The organism is Streptomyces sp. NPDC053560 (assembly GCF_044544605.1).
Classification (GTDB): Bacteria; Actinomycetota; Actinomycetes; order Streptomycetales; family Streptomycetaceae; genus Streptomyces.
Window position 1 is genome coordinate 167,489 of record NZ_JBITXI010000007.1, and the last position, 18,714, is coordinate 186,202.

Consider the following 18,714-nt stretch of genomic DNA (forward strand, 5'->3'; position numbering starts at 1 on the left):
GGGTGATACATCACCAATGACCGGCAAGAACCGGTAAGCCCGACAAGCATGGTAATCAACCAAGAGGGGTCATCATGGCCGACCGATTCATCGAGGTCTCCCTGGACAAGCGCGGCGTGCGCTGCACGGCGAAGCTGCTCGACGACCGCGCCCCCGTCACCTGCGCCGCCGTCTGGGACGCGCTCCCGCTCGGCGGCGACGTCTACCACGCCAAGTACGCCCGCAACGAGATCTACGCCCTGGTGCCGCCCTTCGCCCCCGAGGAGCCGCCCCTGGAGAACCCCACGATCACCCCGATCCCCGGCGATCTCTGCTACTTCACCTTCACCGACACCCAGCTGGCCACCTCCTCGTACGGGTACGAGGCGGCGGCCGAGGGGCAGGGCGGCAAGGCGGCGCACGCCGAGCGCGCCACCGTCATCGACCTCGCGCTCTTCTACGAGCGCAACAACCTGCTGATCAACGGTGACGCGGGCTGGGTGCCCGGCATCGTCTGGGGGTCCGTCGTGGACGGCCTGGACCGGATGGCCGACGCCTGCCAGGACCTCTGGCGGGCCGGCGCGATCGGCGAGACCCTCAGCTTCCGCCGGGCGTGAGCCGCCCCTGACCGCCCGCCGCGGCCGGGGTCAGCCCGCCAGTTCCGGGGCCGGGATGTCCGCCACCCCGGCTCCGTAGAGGGCGTGCGCGGCGCGCAGCACCAGCGCGTCCGAGTGCCGCGCCCCGACCAGCTGGAGGCCGATCGGCAGCCCGTCACCGTCCACGCCGCAGGGCAGCGACGCGGCGGGCTGCTGCGTCATGTTGAACGGGTACGTGAACGGCGTCCAGCCCGTCCAGTGCTCGTGCCCGGACCCCTTGGGCACCTCCACGCCCGCCTCGAACGCCGTGATCGGCTCGGTCGGCGTGACCAGCAGGTCGTACGTCTCGTGGAACCGGCCCAGCTGCCGGCCGAGCGCCATCCGTACGTCCACCGCCGCGAGGTAGTCCAGCGCGCTGTAGCGCGCTCCCTGCTCGCAGACCACGCGCAGCGCCGGGTCCAGCAGCTCGCGCGCCTCCTCCCCGAGCGGCTGCACCACCCGCGCCGCGCCGCTGAACCAGAGGGTGTGGAACGCCTCCACCGGGTCCTCGATCCGCGGGTCCACCTCCTCGACGTGCGCGCCCAGCTCGGCCAGCTTCTCCACGGCCCGCCGGACCGCCGCCGCCACCTCGGGCCGTACGTTCACGTCCCAGCCCAGGGTGGGGCTGTACGCCACCCGCAGCCCGGCCACCGGGCCCGACAGCTGTTCCAGGAAGGAGCCGGACACCGGGGCCAGCTGCGACCAGTCCCGCGCGTCCGGCCCGGAGATCGCGTCCATCATCAGCGCGGCATCGGCCGCGTCCTTCGTCATCGGGCCCGCGTGGGCCAGCGTCCCGAACGGGCTCGACGGGTACATCGGCACCCGCCCGTACGTCGGCTTCATCGCGAAGCACCCGCAGAAGGAGGCGGGGATCCGGACCGAACCGCCGCCGTCCGTGCCCAGGCTCAGCGGCCCGGCGCCCAGCGCCACCGCCGCGGCGCTGCCCCCGCTGGAGCCGCCCGCGGTCCGGGACGGGTCGTACGGATTGCCGGTCACTCCCTGGAGCGGGCTGTCGGTGACGCCCTTCCAGGCGAACTCCGGGGTGGTCGTCTTCCCGATGAAGACGACGCCCTGCTCCCGGAGCCGGGCGACCGAGGGCGCGTCCTCGTCCCACGCCTGGTTGGCGCGGACGGTCCGCGAGCCGCGCAGGGTCGGCCCGCCGCGCATCAGGAAGATGTCCTTCACGGTGACCGGCACGCCGTCCAGCGGACCGGCAGTGGTGCCGGTCCGCCAGCGTTCCGCGGACTCCTTCGCGGCGGACAGCGCCTCGTCGGCCTCCAGCCGGGTGAAGGCGTTGACGTGCGGCTGTACCCGCTCCGCCCGTTCCAGCGCGGCCCGGGCCGCCTCGACCGGGGAGAACTCGCCGGCCGCGTAGCCGGCGGTGAGCCGCAGTGCTGTGAGATCCGCCAGTTGGGTCATCGAGCCCTCCATCGGGGGAGTGGAGTGTGCGGAATTTCCGGGCCCCGGCGACCGGCCGGGGCCCGGTGGCATGGCGGGCGGCCGTATACGGCGACTGCTACTGCACCGGCACGTACCCCAGCCGCTTGTCGACCACGTTCAGCAGCGGCTCGCCGGCCGCCCAGCGGTCGTAGTTGTCCATGAACTGCTCGGCGAGCGCGTCCCGCCAGCCGAGGGTGTCGCCGCACATGTGCGGCGAGATGATCAGGTGCGGGACGTCCCACAGCGGGCTGTCCGACGGCAGCGGCTCCTGCTGGAAGACGTCCAGCGCGGCGGCCGCGATCCGCCGGCCCCGCAGCGCCTCGACGAGGTCCGGCTCGACGACCATGGGGCCGCGTCCCACGTTGATGAACCGGGCCGACTCCTTCATCCGGCCGAACGCCGCCCGGTCGAAAAGGTGGTGCGTCTCCTCGGTCAGCGGAGCCGCGCACACCACCCAGTCGGCGGCCGGCAGCAGCCCGTCCAGCGCATTGCTCGCGCGCACCGTTCCGAACTGCGGATCATCCGTCCGCTCGCGCCGGCCGATCAGGTCGACCTTTACGCCGAGGCCTTTCAGCGTCTGCCCGATGGCCCGTCCGATCGGCCCGGAGCCGACCACCACGGCGCGGGAACCGGCCACCCGAAGAGTTTCCCGGTGCTGCCAGCGCCGCTGCCGCTGGAGTTCCCAGCTGCCATAAAAATCCTTGGCCATGGCAATCACGAGACCGGCGACGTACTCCGCGATGGGCTGCTCGAAAACGCCCCGGGCATTGGTCACAACGGTCGCGTCCTCGATGAGCCCGGGACAGAGCAGGCGGTCCACGCCGGCGCTCGCGGTGTGCACCCAGCCCGGCCGCGGCCCGCCGGCGGACCATGCGTCGCGGATCGCGTCGGAGGTGAAATCCCAGGCCAAGAGCACATCGGCGGTAGGAAGTTGCTCGGCCAGGGTCTTCTCGTCCGCGAAGATCACTTCGGCCCTTCCGGACAGTCTGCCGAGCTTCGGGGGCGGGTCGGATCCGAGGACGAGGACGGTGTTTTCGGTCATGAGCCAGAAACCGTTCTGAAACGAGTGCCCCTTTAACTGAAAGGGGCGCCGACAGATGCCTGAGATGCGAGGATTGACCACGCTAGGAAGCCGTATCTACCGTGTCAACAACGGCTCTGTCCCGACGTCCCGGCTTGTGCCGGTTGTTTCAAAATCCCTGGCCAATGGCCTAGCCCTTTTCGTACTTCTAGGGGCCATTCATGGACGTCTCTTTTCTGGGCGGCCCACAGCCGCAGTGCGGCGTGGGCGTCGTTGCACCCTTCGACTTCGCACTCGACCGCGAGCTGTGGCGCTGGGTCCCCGACGACGTGTCCCTCCACCTCACCCGCACCCCTTTCGTACCGGTCGAGGTCTCCCTCGACCTCGCCCGGCTCGTCAGTGAGCACGAGACGCTCCGGGAGGCGGTACAGGCACTGTCCGCGGTCGCCCCGCGGGTCGTCTCCTACGCCTGCACCTCGGGCAGTTTCGTCGGCGGCGTGGCGGGCGAGCGCGCCATGTGCTCCGCCATGCGGCAAGCCGGCGAAGTGCCCTCGGTGACCACCTCGGGGGCGCTGCTGGACGCGTTGTGCGAGATCGGCGCGCGGCGGATCGCGCTGGTCACGCCGTACACCAAATCCGTCACCGACTCCCTGGAGGACTATCTGGCGGAAGGCGGCATCACGGTCACCGGCCGCGCCTACCTCGGCCTGACCCGGCACATCTGGAAGGTTCCGTACCGGGACGTGGTCGACATGGCACGGCAGGCGGTGGTGGGCGCGGCCGACGCGCTCTTCATCAGCTGCACCAACCTCCCGACCTACGACGTGATCCCGCAGCTGGAGGCCGAGCTGCGGATGCCCGTCCTGTCGGCCAACCAGGTCACGATGTGGGGCGCGCTGCGCGCCATCGGCATCCACGCGGTAGGCCCCTATCAGGCGCTGCTCGACCCCGTCGCGAGACGCGGTCCCGCGGCGATGTCCGGGTCACCGGAGATCCCGCAGCGGCACCACCCGGAGCCGGAGGCGGCCTTCGCCGGCCCGCCGGCGGCACCGGAGGCCGAGCAGGCCGAGGGGCTCGACGCCCCGCCCTTTCCGGACGACCCGTACGAGGCCTGACCGCCCGTACGGTCCCGAACAGCACATCGGCGTACTCCGTCAGCACACCCGCACCCGCACGACGTATGGGAGTTCTGCATGGCAACGGTCGGCTTCCTCTACCCCGGCTACTCCGCCGAGGACGACTATCCCCGGATCGAGTCCCTCCTGGGCGGCGGCGTCCGGCTGCCGCTGGTCCACACCGACATCGGTGAGGACGCGCACCGCGTGGACGCCCTGCTCGAAATGGGCTCGGCGGCGCGGCTGGCAGCCGGGGTCGCCGACCTGAAGGACCAGGGCGCGGAGGCCGTCGTGTGGGCCTGCACCAGCGCCAGCTTCGTCTTCGGCTGGGAGGGCGCGCAGGACCAGGTGCGGGAGCTGTCGGCCGTCGCCGGGCTGCCGGCGTCCAGTACGTCCTTCGCCTTCGCGCGGGCCGTACAGGCGCTGGGGGCCGAGCGCGTGGCGATCGCGGCGACCTATCCGGAGGACGTGGCCGAGCACTTCCACGCCTTCCTGAAGTCGGCGGGCACGGAGGTCGTCCAGACCCGCGGCAGCGGCATCATCACCGCCGCCGAAGTGGGCACCTGGGGTCTGGACGAGGTGCTGCACCTCGCGCGTACGGGGGACCACCCGGACGCCGAGGTGGTCCTGCTCCCCGACACCGCGCTGCACACCGCGGCGTACCTCCCCGCCATCGAGGAGGCGCTGCGCAAGCCGGTGCTGACCGCCAACCAGGTCACCGTGTGGGAGGGGCTGCGGCTGCTGGACCGGGAGATCGTCCGGCCGGAGCTGGGCACCCTCTTCGCGGGACCCCGGCGGGAGGAGTGACCGGAGCCGCGCGAACCGGCCGCCGGGAATAAACGGAGTTCTACTCCGGTTGGCCGCGGGGAAGACCCGCGACCTAGGAGGACCCGCATCGTGAGCGGCCACCACGACGAAAGCCGGGGCCCGGCCCCTGAACCCGCCCGGGCCTCCGGCACGCCCGGCACCGACGAGGAGATCCGGGGCACGGCCCAGGGCACCGCGCCCGTACCGCTGTCCGTCCTGGACCTGCTGACCGTCGGCGCCGGGAGCACCGCCACCGACGCACTGCGCACCGCCGGTGAGATCGCGCGGACCGCGGAGCGCCGCGGCTACCACCGCTACTGGGTGGCCGAGCACCACTCCATGCCCGGCGTCGCGTCCTCCTCGCCGGCCGTCATCCTGGCCCACCTCGCCGCGCAGACCGAGTCCATCCGGCTCGGCTCCGGCGGCGTGATGCTGCCCAACCACGCCCCGCTGGTGATCGCCGAGCAGTTCGGCACCCTCGAGGCGATGGCTCCGGGCCGCGTCGACCTCGGCCTCGGCCGCGCGCCCGGCACCGATGGCGCCACCGCCGCCGCGCTGCGCCGCACCGACCGGCTGAACGAAGGCGCGGACGACTTCCCCCAGCAGCTCGCCGAGCTGATCCGCTTCCTGGACGACGACTTCCCCGACGGGCATCCGTACTCCCGCATCCACGCCGTGCCGGGGCCGGTGCAGGCGACCTCGCCCGGTGGCGTGCAGTCCGCGCACCGCCCGCCGGTCTGGCTGCTCGGCTCCTCCGGCTTCAGTGCCCGGCTGGCCGCCCAGCTCGGCCTGCCGTTCGCCTTCGCGCACCACTTCTCCGCGCAGAACACCATTCCCGCGCTGGACCTGTACCGCGAGCACTTCCGCCCCTCCGCCGTGCTGGACGAGCCGTACGCGCTGATCGGCGTCGGCGCGCTGGCGAGCGACACCGAGGCCGAGGCCCGCCGCCAGGTGCTGGCCGGCGCGCTCTCCATGATCCGCCTGCGCACGGGCCGCCCCGGCCTGGTGCCCACGCCGGAGGAGGCGGAGAGCCACCCGTACAGCATGGTCGAGGAGGACTTCGTCGAGAGCTGGCTCGGCAACGTCGTGTACGGCACGCCGGACGCGGTCCGTCAGGGCCTGGACGACCTCGCCAAGCGCACCGGCGCGAACGAGCTGATGATCACCGCCAATGCCCACGGCGGCGCGGCCCGTCTCCGCTCCTACGAGCTGATCGCGGACGCGTACGGGCTGCCGGGCGGCGCCTGACGGGGGCCTCGGGACGGGGGACGGGGCTGCCGGGACGGTGACGGGTCCCGTCAGCCCCGGTTCCCTTCCTCGCCGTTCGCCGGCGGGCCCTCCCCGGCCATCGGCGGGCCGGCGAGCAGCACCGGGACCCGGTCGGCGGGCAGCGGGCGGGAGTACAGCCAGCCCTGGCCGGTGTCGCAGCCGATGCGGCGCAGCCGTTCGGCCTGCTCGGCGTTCTCCACGCACTCCGCCGTGACCGTCAGGCCCAGCCGGTGGGCCAGCGCCACCAGCGCCTCGACGATGGTCTCGTCGGCCGGATTCGGATGCTCGGCGGAACGGAAGCCGCGGACGAAGGAGCCGTCCAGCTTCAGCACGGAGACCGGTAGCCGGCTGAGGTAGGCCAGGTTGGAGTAGCCGGTGCCGAAGTCGTCGATGGCGATGCGGACCCCCATGTCGCTGAGGGCCTGCAGGGCCTGGAGCGGCCGGCCGGCCGAGCCCATCACCGCCGACTCGGTCAGCTCCAGCTGGAGCAGTTCGGGCGCCAGGCCGGTCTCTTCCAGGATTCCGGCCACGTCCGTGACCAGGTCGGAGTCCCAGACCTGCCGGACCGCCACGTTGACGCTCACGAAGAGGGGCGGCTCGTCGGGACGCTCCAGCTGCCACGCGCGTGCCTGGTAGCAGGCGCGCTCCAGGACCCAGCGGCCCAGCTCGACGATGGCGCCGTTCTCCTCCGCCAATCCGATGAACCGATTCGGCGGAAGCGTTCCGAACTGCGGGTGCCGCCAGCGCACCAGCGCCTCCACGCCCTCGGCCCGGCCGTCGCCGAGCCCGACCAGCGGCTGGTACTCCAGCGTGAACTCGCCGCGGTCCACGGCCGGGCGCAGCGTGCTGGAGAGCGCCTGCCGGGTCATCCGGTGCGCGTTGCGCTCCGGATCGAAGAGCGTCCAACGGGCCTTGCCGTCCGCCTTGGCCCAGTACAGCGTCGTGTCCGCGGCCTGCATCAGGCCCGTCGCGGTCGTGCCGGCGGCGGCCCGCTCCACCACGCCGATGCTCGCCGAGACCGAGAGCCGCTGCCCCGCCAGGTCGAACGGGCGCTGCAACGCGTCCAGCACGGACTGCGCCAGGTCGGTCAACCGTTCGGTACCGGTGGAGTCCTCGACCAGCAGCGCGAACTCGTCGCCGCCCAGCCGGGCCACCAGCTGGCCGCCGCGCCCTGCCCGGCCGGCGGGGCGCTCGGCACAGCGGGTCAGCCGCTCGGCCACGGCGCCCAGCAGCCGGTCGCCGACGCGGTGCCCGAGCGTGTCGTTGACCGCCTTGAAGCCGTCCAGGTCGAGGTAGCAGAGGCCGATCCGGCCGGTGCCGCCCCGGTCGTACGTCGCCGTCTCCAGCGCCGCGGCCAGCCGCTCGAAGAAGAGTGCGCGGTTGGGCAGCCGGGTCACCGGGTCGTGCATCTGGAGGTGGCGCAGCCGGGCCTGGAGGTCGTGCCGGTCGCTGACGTCCGTGACGGACAGCAGGACGTCGTCGCCGCCGGGCAGCGGCTCGACGCTCACCTCGGCCCACACGGAGTGGCCCGCGGGGTGCTTCAGCCGGCGGGTGCAGCGCAGCCGGTCGCTCCGGCCCGCCAGGACGTCGCGGTACGCGGCCCAGATGTGCGGGTCGCCGCCGAGGTCGGTGAGGTCGGCGGCGGAGGCGTCGGCCAGCGCGCGCGGGTCCTTGCCCAGCAGCTCGCCGAAGGCGGGGTTGGCGGCCATGACCAGCCCGTCCCGGCCGAGGACGGCCATCGGCAGCCGGGCGGCCTCGAAGGCGGCGCGGTAGCCGCCGGGGGAGGCGGGGAGGGGTGCGGGGGCGCCGTCCGGGGCGGTGGAGTGCTCGCTGCCCGTTCGGGTCTTCCCCGCGCTTCCGTTGGCCGAACCATCACTCTGGGTGACCGTAGACAGTGTGGCTCCGGAGGCGCGGCTCGTGCCGTCGGAGTGTCCGCTCACTGCTCGCTCCCGCTGGCGCTGGTCCGGTCGGTCGATCTCGGGGAAGGGGAATCCGCGGTGTAAGTGTGGCGATCATAGAGGTTTCCCGGACGGGCTAGCCAGCAACACAACCGTGAGGATCGGCATCGATGGCAGATGTTTGATGGATTCTGTGCGCGTCTGTTCGCTGACTTGCTCTGATCGATCGATTGTGACGTTGGGTGATGACGCAGCGGGATGCTGCTGTCACTCAACTGGCTCCATGGAACAGGACGAAACCCCACGAACCCCCACAGGGTGGATGGGATGTTCCGACTGCGTTCCGGGAGGTCGATGTGCAGCACTCCCAGACACCCGACGGGGTGGACCACGGACCGCTGCGGCGGTTCGCGGCCATCGCCACGTCGTTGATCGCGCTCATCGCCACCTCCATCGTCGCCGCTCCGGCCACCGCCTCCGAGGCCACGCTGTCCTGCGCCCTGCCGCGCACCGGCGTCCACCACTCCGAGGGCCTGAACTCCTGGAACGGCACCTACGCGCGCCCGCTGCGGACGCTCGACGCCGTCATGATCTTCCTGTCCTTCCCCGACGCGCGGCCGCGCACGGCGCCCCGCCGGCTCGCCGGCGACTACTTCCCCGCCACCAACCGCTTCTTCAAGACGGCCTCGTACGGAAAGTTCCGGCTGCGCCCGCACGTCCGGCGGGGCTGGGTGAAGATGCCGCGGACGTCCGCCGCGTACGGGATACAGCGCGACTGGGACGCCGCGGGGCGCACCGCGTACCTCGACGACGCGGTGGCGGCGGCCGACGCGCAGGTGGACTTCGGCCGGTACGACGTCGTCTACCTCGTCGCCGACCCCGAGGCGCCCGGCGTCGACCCCGACGCGACCAAGGTCGTCAACCTCGACCAGCCGCTGACGGCGGACGGCGCCCCGCTGCACCGTTTCGTCACCGTCTTCGAGAGCAACCCGCCGGACCGCAACGTCCTCGCCCACGAGACCGGCCACGTCTTCGACCTGCCGGACCTCTACCACCGGCCGGCCGACGGCATGGGCGACTGGGACACCTATGTAGGGGACTGGGACCTCATGGGCAGCCAGTTCGGCATGGCCCCCGAGCCCTTCGCCTGGCACAAGTGGAAGCTCGGCTGGCTCGGCGACCGCCAGGTCGACTGCATCCCGGCGACCGGCAGCACGGTACGCACCCTGCGTCCGCTGGCCGCGCCGATGACCGAGGGCGGTGCGCAACGGCCGCGGCTGCTGGTGGCCCGTACCGGGGAGAGCGGCGCGATCGCGGTGGAGGCGCGGGTCGCGGCCGGCAACGACCGGGGCCTGTGCCGCGAGGGCGTGCTCGTCTACCGCATCGACGGCGCGACATCGTCCGGCGAGGGGCCCGTACGGGTGCTCGACGGCCACCCGGGCACCTCGGCCTGCTGGGGCGCCTCGGTCCACCCGCCGCTCGCGGACGCGCCCCTGGGCGTCGGCGAGAGCATGGACGCGGGGGACGGCGTGCGGGTGGCGGTGACGGGCCGCACGGCGGCGGGTGACTGGTCGGTCCGGGTCACGCGGGAGTGACCGCCCGGACCGGTGGGCGGGTCGGCCACCGCATACGACGAAGGCCCTCACCGGAGTGAGGGCCTTCGCCTTGTCTGTGCGCCGTCAGGGACTCGAACCCCGGACCCGCTGATTAAGAGTCAGCTGCTCTAACCAACTGAGCTAACGGCGCCTGCTGACGTGGAAAACATTAGCACCCTGATCGGGGAGGGCAAAAATCGATTCGCCGCCGGTGGCCGTTCAGGCCCGAGCGGGCGCGCGGGGCGTTACCGGGCGCACGGCGTCCGGGGCGGCCGGGCTCTCCGCGGGGGCCGAGCGCGCCGCGCGTACGCACGCCCACAGCAGCACGTCCGGGCCGGGCAGCCAGGGCTTCCGCACGTCGGGGGCGACCAGCCAGCGGGAGGCCGGTGACGGCGCGCCCGGCGCGGCGGGACGGGGGTACAGCGGCGGGATGCTCACCGCGTCGCCCGTGCCGTGGCACAGCAGCGGCGGCACCGACCGCGCCCACTCCTCCCAGGCGAGCAGGGACGGCAGCCGCTGGGCGGTGCCGCGCGCGGCGAACAGCAGCAGCCGGTCGCGGTGCATCGCCATCGGCCCGGAGCCGGGGCCGGCCGCCCATAAACAGTCCGCCATCCGGCGGCCGAAGAGGGCGGGGGCGCTGATCACGTCGAAGACGGTGCCGCAGGGCAGCACGCTGGGCGCCGAGGGGTGGGTGGCCCACATGTGGTGGACCCGGCGCGGGTGCGGGCTCGCCGAGGCGAGCCAGTCCGCGCCCGCGAGCGTGACGTACGACGCGTGGTGCAGGTCGGGGGCCGGGGGCTGGGGCCAGTCACTCATGCCGACAGGTCTACCGGTAGATGAGGTTCCGTTTCTGCGGTTCGCCAGAAATCGGGACACGGGAGAGTGAGGCGGAGTATCTTCTGACCCGCATATGCCAACGGCTCATGATCAACACGCTGGTGATCATGAGCCGCGGTGCCGCGCCGCGCGCCGTCCGTCCGGCCGCCTGTCCCGGCCCGGCCTATCCGGCCTCGTCCGGAAGGCTGCCGCCCTGCCGTATCAGGGACCGGCCGAACTCCACCATCTTGCGGGCGTAGTCCTCGGTCCACTCGGCCCGCTCGGCGAGCACCGCCAGGGTGAGCCGGTCGAACCGCCGCGGGTCGGCCAGCTGCGCCGCCGCCATCGCCTGGAACTCCGTCGCCCGGTCGGCCGCCGCGCGGAAGGCCAGCGCCAGCTCCGTGGAGCGGGACAGCAGCTCGCGGGGGTCCTCGATCGACTCCAGGTCGAAGAAGTGCTCCGGATCCGCCGCGGCCTCGGGCGGTTCGAACAGCAGCGGCGCTGGTTTCAGCCGCCGGGGCGCGGAGGCCGCACCGCGCGGGTCGGGAGCCGACTGCGGCTCGGACATGTACCTACCTCCAGAATCGTCTGCCGCGTCCCATTGTCCCGCGCTCCGCAAGTACGCCCTGGCAGCGGCCGTACGCCCGGGCCGGCGCGGCTACGGCCGCCACGGCACCCGGTGCTCCGCCAGATGGGCCAGCACCGCGTGGTTCGCCTCCCAGCCGTCCGGGAACTTCACCGTGACCCCGAGCTGCACCGGCTCCGTGGACGGATGCTCGTCCAGCAACTGCGCCACGCCCTCCCGGCACACCACGATGCACGCGTGGCGGTGGCGCGAGGCCAGCACGCACAGCCGGCCGGTCTCCAGGTGGAAGGCGGTGGCGTCCGGACGCCCGGACAGCGGGTGCAGGACGACCGTGACATCGAACTCCCGCCCCTGCAGACGGTTGGCCGTGTCCACCGCCACGCCCGTGACACCCAGCCCGGCGAGCGCGGCGCGCACCGCCGCCGCCTGGTCCCGGTGGGCGGTGCCGACCGCTATCCGGTCGGCCGTCAGCGGCGCAGGGTCGGGCCCGCGCTCGCTGACCGTCGCGCCGCCGCGGTCCAGGAGCCGCCGCACCACCAGGGCCACGGCGTGCACGGCCTCCGGGTCCGTACGGGGCGTACGCCGGTCGGGCAGTTCGAGGAGGCCCCAGCCGGTCTCCGCCGCCTCGTCCACCACCCGGTCCACCGCCGAGCCGTCCGACGGTACGCCCAGCGTCAGCCGCCGGTCGCCGTGGTCGGTCCCGCTGCGGAACGGGGTGTACGGGTAGAAAGCGTGCGACACCAGGGGCGCGGCCGAAGCGGGCAGCCGCCAGGACACCGGGAGGCGGTGCTGCGGCAGGTCCGGGTTGTGCGCCAGCAGGGTCGACACCGCGCTCGCCGACGGGTCGTGCGACAGCCCCGCCCACTGGTCGGCGCCCACCACGCTGAACGGGTCCAGCTGCCCCGGGTCGCCGACGAACAGCGCCCGCTCGAACAGCCCCGCCACGGTCAGCAGCGCGTCGGACCGCATCTGGTAGGCCTCGTCCACGATGGCGTGCGGCCAGGGCTCGTCCACCTTCGTGTAGGCCCACTTCGCCGCGGTCGCGACGACGATCGGAAGGCCCTTGAGGTCGGCGGCCTTGGCGGCCGTACGGACCGAGGGGACGTCCTCCAGCGCCGGGTCGTACGCGCCGGGCTCGCTGCTGTGCAGCCGCCCGACCGGCAGCTCGGGGTCCTTCTCGGCCAGCCGCAGCACGAGGTCGTCGACCTGCGCGTTGGTCTGCGCGACGACCATCAGCGGGCGCCCGGCGGCGGCCAGTTCGCGCGCGGCGCGCACCACGAGCGTCGACTTGCCCGCGCCCGGCGGCGAGTCCACGACCACGCCGCGCCGGTCGCCGTGCAGCGTGTCGTGCAAAATCGCGGCGGTCGCGGCGGTCGCCGCCGCGCCGGGGTCGAAGTCCGTACGGTCCGGCGCGGGGATTCCGCGGCTCACAGGAAGTCCTCCGCGGTCACGGGGTCGGGGTCGGGGAGCGGTACGGCGGCGGGCTCGTCCACGGCGGCCTGGGCCGGGACGGTCGTGGGCGTGCCACCGGCCGCGGTCCCGGGAGCGCCGCCGCCGGCCGGCGGCCCGCCGTGCGTCCACGGCGTGTCCTCCGGGTCGGGCAGCTCCGGGCCGCCGCGCGGTGCGTGCTCGAAGAGCGTCCAGCACACCCGGTCGCCCTTCTCCGGCACCGAACCGGGCTCGGGGGTCTTTCCCCGCCCCATGCCGCCGGTCAGCCGCAGCACCAACGTGCCCGGCTGCTCCGGTACGTACGCCACGAACTCCGCGGTCTGCGTCTTCCCGCCGTCCAGCGGGCGGTACAGCTTCGCCCGCTCCTCCAGCTGGGGCCGGTCGCCCGTGCGCAGCGTGACCAGCGGCCTGGGCACCGGCCGCCTGCCCTCGGACATCGCCATCTCGACCTCGGTCACCTCGCCCTCCATGGCCTCGCCGGTGAGCCGCCGCGCGGCCATCACCAGCGGGTCGTCCAGCGCCTCCTGCGCGTCCAGCCGGCCCTGCGCGGTCTCCCGCGAGGCGAGCTTCTGCGCGGCGGTGACCGCGTCGTCCAGCCGGGGCTGCGGCGGCTCGCCGGCCCGCACCCGGTCCCGGTGCGCGGTGTAGGACCAGCGGTCCCGCTTCCAGCGGTCGGCCACCCGCGCCCCCTCGGGCAGCGCGCGCAGCAGGTCGACGGCGTGCCAGACCGCGTCCCACGTCGGCCGCAGCACGCCCGCCACCAGCGCGTCGAACTCCTCGCGCGCGCCCGGCACTCCGGCGTCGTACCGCCCGATGGCCGGCGCCAGCAGGCCGTTGTCGAACGCGGGGTCCGTCGCGGGCCCGGCCGGCGGGCACCGCAGCTGCCCGGCCGCGTCCCTGGCGGTCTCGGCGCGGAGCGCGGCGTCCTGCCCCGACTCGCCCTCGGGTGGATCGATCCAGGCGAGCAGCGCCCCCAAGTGCTGGTCCTCTGCCGGGCTCTGGCCGGTCGCCCAGTGCCGGGCGAGCAGGCCGGTCATCGGGAGCAGCAGGCTCGACCCCGGCACCCGGGCGCGCTCGCCGAAGTGCGTGAGCCAGCGGCCGAGCAGCGGGACGTGCGGCGGCGCGGGATGCGGGGTGTCCGGATCCTGCGCGGCGGTCCGCCGGAACCGCATGGACCGGCCCAGCAGTCGTACGAACTCCACGCCCGCCGCGCTCGGCACGAGCACCTGCGGCGCGTCGGCGCACAGCTCGGTCTCGACCGTGACCCGCTTGCCGGTCTCCGGGTCGGTCTCCTTGCGCTCGGCGGCCTCGACGTCGTCGGCGAAGGAGTCCACGTACGGCAGGACCGCGTCGGCCAGCTCGGCGAAGAAGGCGAACCGCAGGTCGCGGTCGCGCGGCTGCGGCACCGTCAGCAGCAGCGGCCGCTCGCGGTCCGTCCCGACCAGCGCGCCGAGCGGCGCACCGGTCTCACCGGCGGTCGTCAGCGGGACGAACACCAGGGGCCGGTCGGCGAGCCGGCGGTGCCGCACGGTCGCCAGCGGCGTGGCCCGCCCGGCCGCCACGGCCTCCATCCTGGCCAGCACGTCGATCAGCGACACTCCGTCTCCTCACGCGCGTCGCGCTCGGCCGCCGGGGGCGGGGCCGGAGCGGGGACCGAGGGCGTCGGCCGCGCCGCGGCCAGTGCCTCGGCGCGCAGGGCCGCGGCGCGCCGCAGCGCCTCGGCGGCGGGGTCCGGCTCCTGCCCGTCGTCCGCCGGGCCCGACGCCGCCGCCAGCACTTCGCCGACCGTGCGCAGGCCGCCCAGCTCGCCCCGGACGCCGCGGCCCAGCGACTCCACCAGGTCCGCTTCCCGGGCCCGGCCCCGGCAGTGGAACGCCAGCTCGCACGCGGACAGGCACTCCGGTGCGTACGCCGCGTCGACCGACTCCACGGCCTCGGCCAGCTCCTCGGCGGACCGCGTGGCGGTCTTCCCGTCGTCCGCGAGCCGCAGGTCGAAGGTGGTGCCCTCGGGGAGGGCCGCGGCCAGCTCGTCGACCCGGGTGAGCCGGCCGAGTTGGCGGCGGGTCGTGGCCAGCTGCTTGCGGAGGTCGACCGGGGCCGCGGCCGGGAGGTTGGAGAAGTCCTTGGGGCAGACCAGCAGCGCCCGTTCGCCGACCCGCGGCGCCGGCCGGGCCGCCTCCCCGGCGGTGTGCCGCGCGACCTGCTCGGCGACCTGCTCCAGCGCGAGGGCGTACACGGCGGCCTGGCGGGCGGCCGCGCCCACCTTGGCGGTGTCGGCCGCCCCGTCGATCATCGGGAAGGACTTGATCTCGATGACGCTCCAGAGGCCGTCGGGGTGCACGACCACGGCGTCCGGCTCCAGATACGCCGGCGAACCGGCCACGTCCAGCGCGAGCATCGGATGGTCCAGGAAGGTCCAGCCGCCGCGCGCCGCCGCCTCCCGCAGCTCCAGCGCGGTCCGCGCGGCGCGGCCCTGCGGGCCGGCGGCCGAGAGGTCGGGCGTGGCCGCCGGGCCGGGCTCCGGGTCCGCGGCGCCGCCGAGCTGCTCCCGCGCCAGCCGGACCAGCTCGGCGCCGCCGTCGGCCTTGACCCGCGCCTCGAAGGAATGGCCGCGCGCGATGGCGAACTGGGACTGGCCGAAGGGCGCGGGCGAGCCCAGCGCCCGGGCGAGCCCGGCCTTGTCCACGCCGGCGCCGTCCAGCAGCGCGCGGCGCCGGCAGCCGGGGTTGGCGGCCAGCGCGGCGAGCGCCCTGGCGTCCAGCGGGCGGGGCGGTACGGGGCCGCGCAGCTCAGCCAGGCGTGCGCGCAGCCCCGTCGCCGGCCGCGGCCGCGCTGCGCGTGCCGCTGCCGGCTCGGGCCGACTGTCGCGGAAAACGTTCACCTGCGGAAGTCTCGCATCCGTCACCGACATTCGCGGGAGGACCAGGCGTACCTCCGCTCGCGCGGGGAGCGATCACGCCACGCGCGGCGGCGGTGAGCCGGAGCACCGGGCGGGCGAGCAGCAGCCCGAGGAGCATGACGGCGCTGCCGGCGAGCGTGTCGAGGAAGTAGTGGTTGGCGGTGCCCAGCACCACGACCGTGATGAGCAGCGGATAGGCCGTGCCCGCCGCCTTCGTGAGCCGCGAGCCGCCGTACAGCCAGAGCGCGACGCCGCACCACAGGGCCCAGCCGACATGCAGGCTGGGCATCGCGGCGTACTGGTTCGTCAGCGCGCCCAGCCCCCGCGGCGCGCTCGCCTCGCCGCCCCACCAGCCGTACGAGGCGTACTCCGCCATCGTGTCGGTGAAGCCGTGCACCGCGGCCAGCAGCCGGGGCGGGCAGGTGGGCAGCAGGGTGAAGCCGACCAGGCCGATGGTCGTGGAGAGCAGCAGCCAGGTCCGCATGAGGCGGTACCGGGCCGGGTGCCGGCGCCACAGCCACACGAGGACCGCGGGCGTGACCAGATAGTGCAGGGCCGCGTACACGAAGGCGGCGGGTATGCCGAGCGCGGGCAGGCCCGAGAAGAGGCGGTTCAATGGCCGCTCGAAGTCGATGTGCAGCAGCTGCTCGGCGCCCAGCAGCCGCACCCCGTGGCCGGTCGCGGCGGTCACGTCGCCCCTGGCCAGCAGCCGGCCCGCGGAGTACGCGGCGTAGACGAGCGCGAGGAGCGGCAGCTCGGCCCACCAGTGCGGCCGGGTGCCGCGCGCTACGGGGGTGTGCGGTGCGGCGTGCACCCGGAACGTACTCACTGTTTCCAGCCTTCATGTCAGTCGCTGTCAGAAGCGGTCAACCCTACGCCTTATGTCCTGCTTCGTTCCCTCGGGGTCGGTGGCCCGGGGACCGCATGCGCGATGATGGGGCGGACGGAACGAGACGTACCGCCGCCGGCCCGGCCGGCGGTCGAACGAGCAAGGCCGGCGGCGAGCGGGTTCGCCCCGGTGAGAGGTAATCCCATGGCACCGCGCATCCTGCTGGCCCGGCACGGGCAGACGGAGTGGTCCCTGTCCGGCAAGCACACCGGCCACACGGACATCCCGCTCCTGGACGAGGGGCGGCGCGGCGCCAAACTGCTCGGTGAACGGCTGCACCGCGCGCCCTGGAACGGGCTGCCGGACGTCGAGGTGCGCACCAGCCCGCTGATCCGCGCCAAGGAGACCTGCGAGCTGGCCGGCTTCGGGGACCGCGCGACGGACTGGAACGCCCTCAAGGAGATCGACTACGGCGCGTACGAGGGCCTGACGCCCGCCGAGATCAAGGCGGACCGGCCCGACTGGCTCATCTGGCGGGACGGTGTGCCCGAGGGCGAGACGCTCGCCGAGGTGTCCCGCCGGGTGGACGGCGTCATCGAGTGGGCCCGCTCGGCCGACCGCGACGTCCTGCTCTTCGCGCACGGCCACATCCTGCGCTCGCTGTGCGCCCGCTGGCTCGGCGAGGACATCTCCTTCGCCGCCCGGGTGCGCCTCGAACCCACCTCTCTGTCGGTGCTCGGCTGGGCATACGGAGCCCCGGCCATCGAGCGCTGGAACGACACGGGCCACCTGGGCTGAGCGCGCGCCACCCGCGCTGAGCGCGCGCCACCCGCGCTGAGCGCGCGCCGCAGGACCGGCCGTGCGCTCAGGCCGTCCGGGACGCCGCCAGCGCCTGCCGGTCCAGGAAGTCGGCGACGGCCGGAATGCGCCGCCGGGGACGCAGCGTCCGCGCCGTGCCGGCCAGCATCGAGCGGATGCGGGCCGAGCCGACCTCGCCCAGCAGGTCCAGGGCGCGCAGCCCGGCGGCGGCCGCCTCGTCGGGCGCGCCGCTGTGCGCCAGGTTGCCCGCCAGCTCCGCGGTGTACAGCGCGGTGTTCCGCGTGAAGTGCGGGTCCTGGAGGGCGACCGCACGGCGCGCGTGCTCCGCGGCGCGCCCCTGTTCGCCCAGCGCCGACCAGCACTGGGCCTCCAGGCCGGCCAGCTCCGCCTCCCCGTAGAAGGACATCCACTCCGGGTCGGCGTCGGACGGGCCGCGGGCGAAGAGGTGGTGCGCCCGCAGCAGCGCAGCTTCGCAGGCCGGCCGGTCGCCGAGCCCCGCCCAGCCGCCCGCCTCGCGCAGCGCCAGCAGGGACAGCAGCCGGCGCGAGGAGAGGTGCTTGGCGGCGTGCTGGGCCGCCTGTGCCGCACGGACCGCCTCGCGGGGGCGCCCCGCGTCGCGGGCGAGGAACGCGGTGTTGCAGAACGCGTGCGACTCCAGCGCTGGATCGCCCGCCACCCGGGCGGTGGCCAGCGCCTCCGCGTAGTGCGAGCGGGCATCCCCGAAGCGGCTGGAGTCGTGGGCCAGCCAGCCCACGGAGATGGCCAGTTCGCCGGCGCCCGAGTGCAGCCGGTCGGCGACCGACTGGCGTTGGGCTCCGGCGTCCAGGAGCGCGTACGCGGCGCGCAGCGGCTGGGCCGCCCGCCGGTAGATGCCCTCGGCGCCGTGCCGGTCGTCCAGCAGCCGGATGCGGCGGACCGCGTCCTCCACGGCGGCGGCCTCGGCCCCGCCCACATGGCGGGTGCCCCCGGCGGGGGCGGCGCCCGGCAGGCCGGCGGCCGTGGCGCGGGTGGCGGGTACGGACCCCAGGGGCGCCAGGCCGGCGATCCCCAGGGCGGCGGCCGGGCCGCCGGTCATGAACGCGCGACGCAGCACGTCGCTCTCCTCGCAGCTCTCGGTGGTGTGGTCGCGGTGCTCGGGTGGTGCTGCCGGAGGTGCGGCGCCCGTCTGCGTGCGCGCCCCTCGCCCGCGTACCCATTCGCGAGGTGCGAACCCCATGTCGGCCGGTGTGAGGCCGGGGAACATGTGCCGGAACACCCGTTCGTAGGCGTAGTTGGGACACCTGATCTCCCCGGCCTCGACGCGCCCCACGTAGCGCGCGTCGCACGAGACCTGCTCGCCGATCTCCCGGGCGGCCCGGCGCACGGCGGCCGCGAACTCGCCGGGCGACAACCGGCCCCGCAACTGCCTGAAAGCGGTGTTCGGCCGGGGCGGAACGTCGCGTACCGACTTCGACGGATCTGTGGGCGACGTCATGGCGGGCCTCTCCATGCCATCCGTGCGGCGACGCCGTGCCCTGGGCGGCACGGCGGGGACGACCGTACCGTCTGTGATGAGGG

At 74.2% G+C, this 18,714-nt stretch carries 16 protein-coding genes and 1 tRNA gene; 6 read left to right on the plus strand and 11 right to left on the minus strand.

Annotated features, from left to right (window positions below; all coding sequences use genetic code 11):
* Nucleotides 1–74 precede the first annotated feature (74 nt).
* Complete coding sequence (locus ACIGQF_RS18580; RefSeq protein ID WP_399711255.1) at nucleotides 75–596, plus strand: DUF3830 family protein; 522 nt, start codon at nucleotides 75–77, stop codon at nucleotides 594–596.
* Nucleotides 597–626: 30 nt separating this feature from the next.
* On the opposite strand, the gene ACIGQF_RS18585 is transcribed toward ACIGQF_RS18580, so the two are convergent.
* On the minus strand, nucleotides 627–2,033 hold the full coding sequence (locus ACIGQF_RS18585; protein ID WP_399711257.1) for an amidase: 1,407 nt from the start codon (nucleotides 2,031–2,033) through the stop codon (nucleotides 627–629).
* Nucleotides 2,034–2,130: 97 nt separating this feature from the next.
* On the minus strand, nucleotides 2,131–3,096 hold the full coding sequence (locus ACIGQF_RS18590) for a D-2-hydroxyacid dehydrogenase (protein ID WP_399711259.1): 966 nt from the start codon (nucleotides 3,094–3,096) through the stop codon (nucleotides 2,131–2,133).
* Nucleotides 3,097–3,296: 200 nt separating this feature from the next.
* On the opposite strand from ACIGQF_RS18590, the gene ACIGQF_RS18595 reads away from it, so the two are divergent.
* The 3 genes from ACIGQF_RS18595 to ACIGQF_RS18605 all read left to right on the plus strand — a co-directional run bounded on the left by ACIGQF_RS18595 (nucleotide 3,297) and on the right by ACIGQF_RS18605 (nucleotide 6,245).
* Nucleotides 3,297–4,190: a decarboxylase gene (locus ACIGQF_RS18595; RefSeq protein ID WP_361562769.1), complete on the plus strand. Its 894-nt coding sequence runs from the start codon at nucleotides 3,297–3,299 to the stop codon at nucleotides 4,188–4,190.
* Nucleotides 4,191–4,268: 78 nt separating this feature from the next.
* Nucleotides 4,269–4,997, plus strand: a complete 729-nt coding sequence (locus tag ACIGQF_RS18600) for a decarboxylase (RefSeq protein ID WP_399711262.1) — start codon at nucleotides 4,269–4,271, stop codon at nucleotides 4,995–4,997.
* A gap of 171 nt (nucleotides 4,998–5,168) precedes the next feature.
* Nucleotides 5,169–6,245, plus strand: coding sequence for an LLM class flavin-dependent oxidoreductase (locus ACIGQF_RS18605; protein WP_399711672.1), 1,077 nt, complete (start codon nucleotides 5,169–5,171; stop codon nucleotides 6,243–6,245).
* 50 nt (nucleotides 6,246–6,295) lie between these two features.
* On the opposite strand, the gene ACIGQF_RS18610 is transcribed toward ACIGQF_RS18605, so the two are convergent.
* Nucleotides 6,296–8,206 (minus strand): putative bifunctional diguanylate cyclase/phosphodiesterase, encoded by a 1,911-nt coding sequence (locus ACIGQF_RS18610; protein WP_399711264.1) that lies wholly within the window; start codon nucleotides 8,204–8,206, stop codon nucleotides 6,296–6,298.
* Nucleotides 8,207–8,520: 314 nt separating this feature from the next.
* On the opposite strand from ACIGQF_RS18610, the gene ACIGQF_RS18615 reads away from it, so the two are divergent.
* On the plus strand, nucleotides 8,521–9,759 hold the full coding sequence (locus ACIGQF_RS18615) for a M6 family metalloprotease domain-containing protein (protein ID WP_399711266.1): 1,239 nt from the start codon (nucleotides 8,521–8,523) through the stop codon (nucleotides 9,757–9,759).
* Between the two features lie 77 nt (nucleotides 9,760–9,836).
* Here ACIGQF_RS18615 and ACIGQF_RS18620 read toward each other — a convergent pair.
* From ACIGQF_RS18620 to ACIGQF_RS18650, 7 genes are all read right to left on the minus strand, one after another.
* A tRNA-Lys gene (locus ACIGQF_RS18620) sits at nucleotides 9,837–9,910 on the minus strand.
* Between the two features lie 68 nt (nucleotides 9,911–9,978).
* On the minus strand, nucleotides 9,979–10,575 hold the full coding sequence (locus ACIGQF_RS18625) for a hypothetical protein (RefSeq protein WP_399711268.1): 597 nt from the start codon (nucleotides 10,573–10,575) through the stop codon (nucleotides 9,979–9,981).
* 184 nt (nucleotides 10,576–10,759) lie between these two features.
* Nucleotides 10,760–11,143: a hypothetical protein gene (locus tag ACIGQF_RS18630; RefSeq protein WP_399711270.1), complete on the minus strand. Its 384-nt coding sequence runs from the start codon at nucleotides 11,141–11,143 to the stop codon at nucleotides 10,760–10,762.
* Between the two features lie 90 nt (nucleotides 11,144–11,233).
* Complete coding sequence (locus tag ACIGQF_RS18635) at nucleotides 11,234–12,592, minus strand: AAA domain-containing protein (protein WP_399711272.1); 1,359 nt, start codon at nucleotides 12,590–12,592, stop codon at nucleotides 11,234–11,236.
* Entirely contained in the window at nucleotides 12,589–14,208 is a 1,620-nt protein-coding gene (locus ACIGQF_RS18640) for a hypothetical protein (RefSeq protein ID WP_399711274.1), read from the minus strand. Before ACIGQF_RS18640 ends, ACIGQF_RS18635 begins: the two co-directional genes overlap by 4 nt.
* Nucleotides 14,199–15,491: a hypothetical protein gene (locus ACIGQF_RS18645; RefSeq protein ID WP_399711276.1), complete on the minus strand. Its 1,293-nt coding sequence runs from the start codon at nucleotides 15,489–15,491 to the stop codon at nucleotides 14,199–14,201. The genes ACIGQF_RS18640 and ACIGQF_RS18645 overlap by 10 nt, the downstream gene beginning before the upstream one ends.
* The gene (locus ACIGQF_RS18650; protein ID WP_399711278.1) at nucleotides 15,400–16,338 is read right to left on the minus strand and encodes a phosphatase PAP2 family protein; all 939 of its coding nucleotides are present in this window, start codon (nucleotides 16,336–16,338) and stop codon (nucleotides 15,400–15,402) included. The genes ACIGQF_RS18645 and ACIGQF_RS18650 overlap by 92 nt, the downstream gene beginning before the upstream one ends.
* A 204-nt stretch (nucleotides 16,339–16,542) precedes the next feature.
* On the opposite strand from ACIGQF_RS18650, the gene ACIGQF_RS18655 reads away from it, so the two are divergent.
* Nucleotides 16,543–17,136 (plus strand): histidine phosphatase family protein, encoded by a 594-nt coding sequence (locus tag ACIGQF_RS18655; RefSeq protein WP_399711280.1) that lies wholly within the window; start codon nucleotides 16,543–16,545, stop codon nucleotides 17,134–17,136.
* A 67-nt stretch (nucleotides 17,137–17,203) separates the two neighbouring features.
* Here ACIGQF_RS18655 and ACIGQF_RS18660 read toward each other — a convergent pair whose 3' ends face one another.
* The gene (locus ACIGQF_RS18660; protein WP_399711282.1) at nucleotides 17,204–18,631 is read right to left on the minus strand and encodes a tetratricopeptide repeat protein; all 1,428 of its coding nucleotides are present in this window, start codon (nucleotides 18,629–18,631) and stop codon (nucleotides 17,204–17,206) included.
* Between the last annotated feature and the right edge of the window lie 83 nt (nucleotides 18,632–18,714).

Excerpts from the sequence above, each read along its gene's own strand:
- ACIGQF_RS18625 (WP_399711268.1), bottom strand. The coding sequence starts at position 10,575 with ATGAGTGACTGGCCCCAGCCCCCGGCCCCCGACCTGCACCACGCGTCG.
- ACIGQF_RS18630 (WP_399711270.1), bottom strand. The coding sequence starts at position 11,143 with ATGTCCGAGCCGCAGTCGGCTCCCGACCCGCGCGGTGCGGCCTCCGCG.
- ACIGQF_RS18590 (WP_399711259.1), bottom strand. The coding sequence starts at position 3,096 with ATGACCGAAAACACCGTCCTCGTCCTCGGATCCGACCCGCCCCCGAAG.
- ACIGQF_RS18600 (WP_399711262.1), top strand. The coding sequence starts at position 4,269 with ATGGCAACGGTCGGCTTCCTCTACCCCGGCTACTCCGCCGAGGACGAC.
- ACIGQF_RS18595 (WP_361562769.1), top strand. The coding sequence starts at position 3,297 with ATGGACGTCTCTTTTCTGGGCGGCCCACAGCCGCAGTGCGGCGTGGGC.
- ACIGQF_RS18660 (WP_399711282.1), bottom strand. The coding sequence starts at position 18,631 with ATGACGTCGCCCACAGATCCGTCGAAGTCGGTACGCGACGTTCCGCCC.
- ACIGQF_RS18580 (WP_399711255.1), top strand. The coding sequence starts at position 75 with ATGGCCGACCGATTCATCGAGGTCTCCCTGGACAAGCGCGGCGTGCGC.
- ACIGQF_RS18655 (WP_399711280.1), top strand. The coding sequence starts at position 16,543 with ATGGCACCGCGCATCCTGCTGGCCCGGCACGGGCAGACGGAGTGGTCC.
- ACIGQF_RS18585 (WP_399711257.1), bottom strand. The coding sequence starts at position 2,033 with ATGACCCAACTGGCGGATCTCACAGCACTGCGGCTCACCGCCGGCTAC.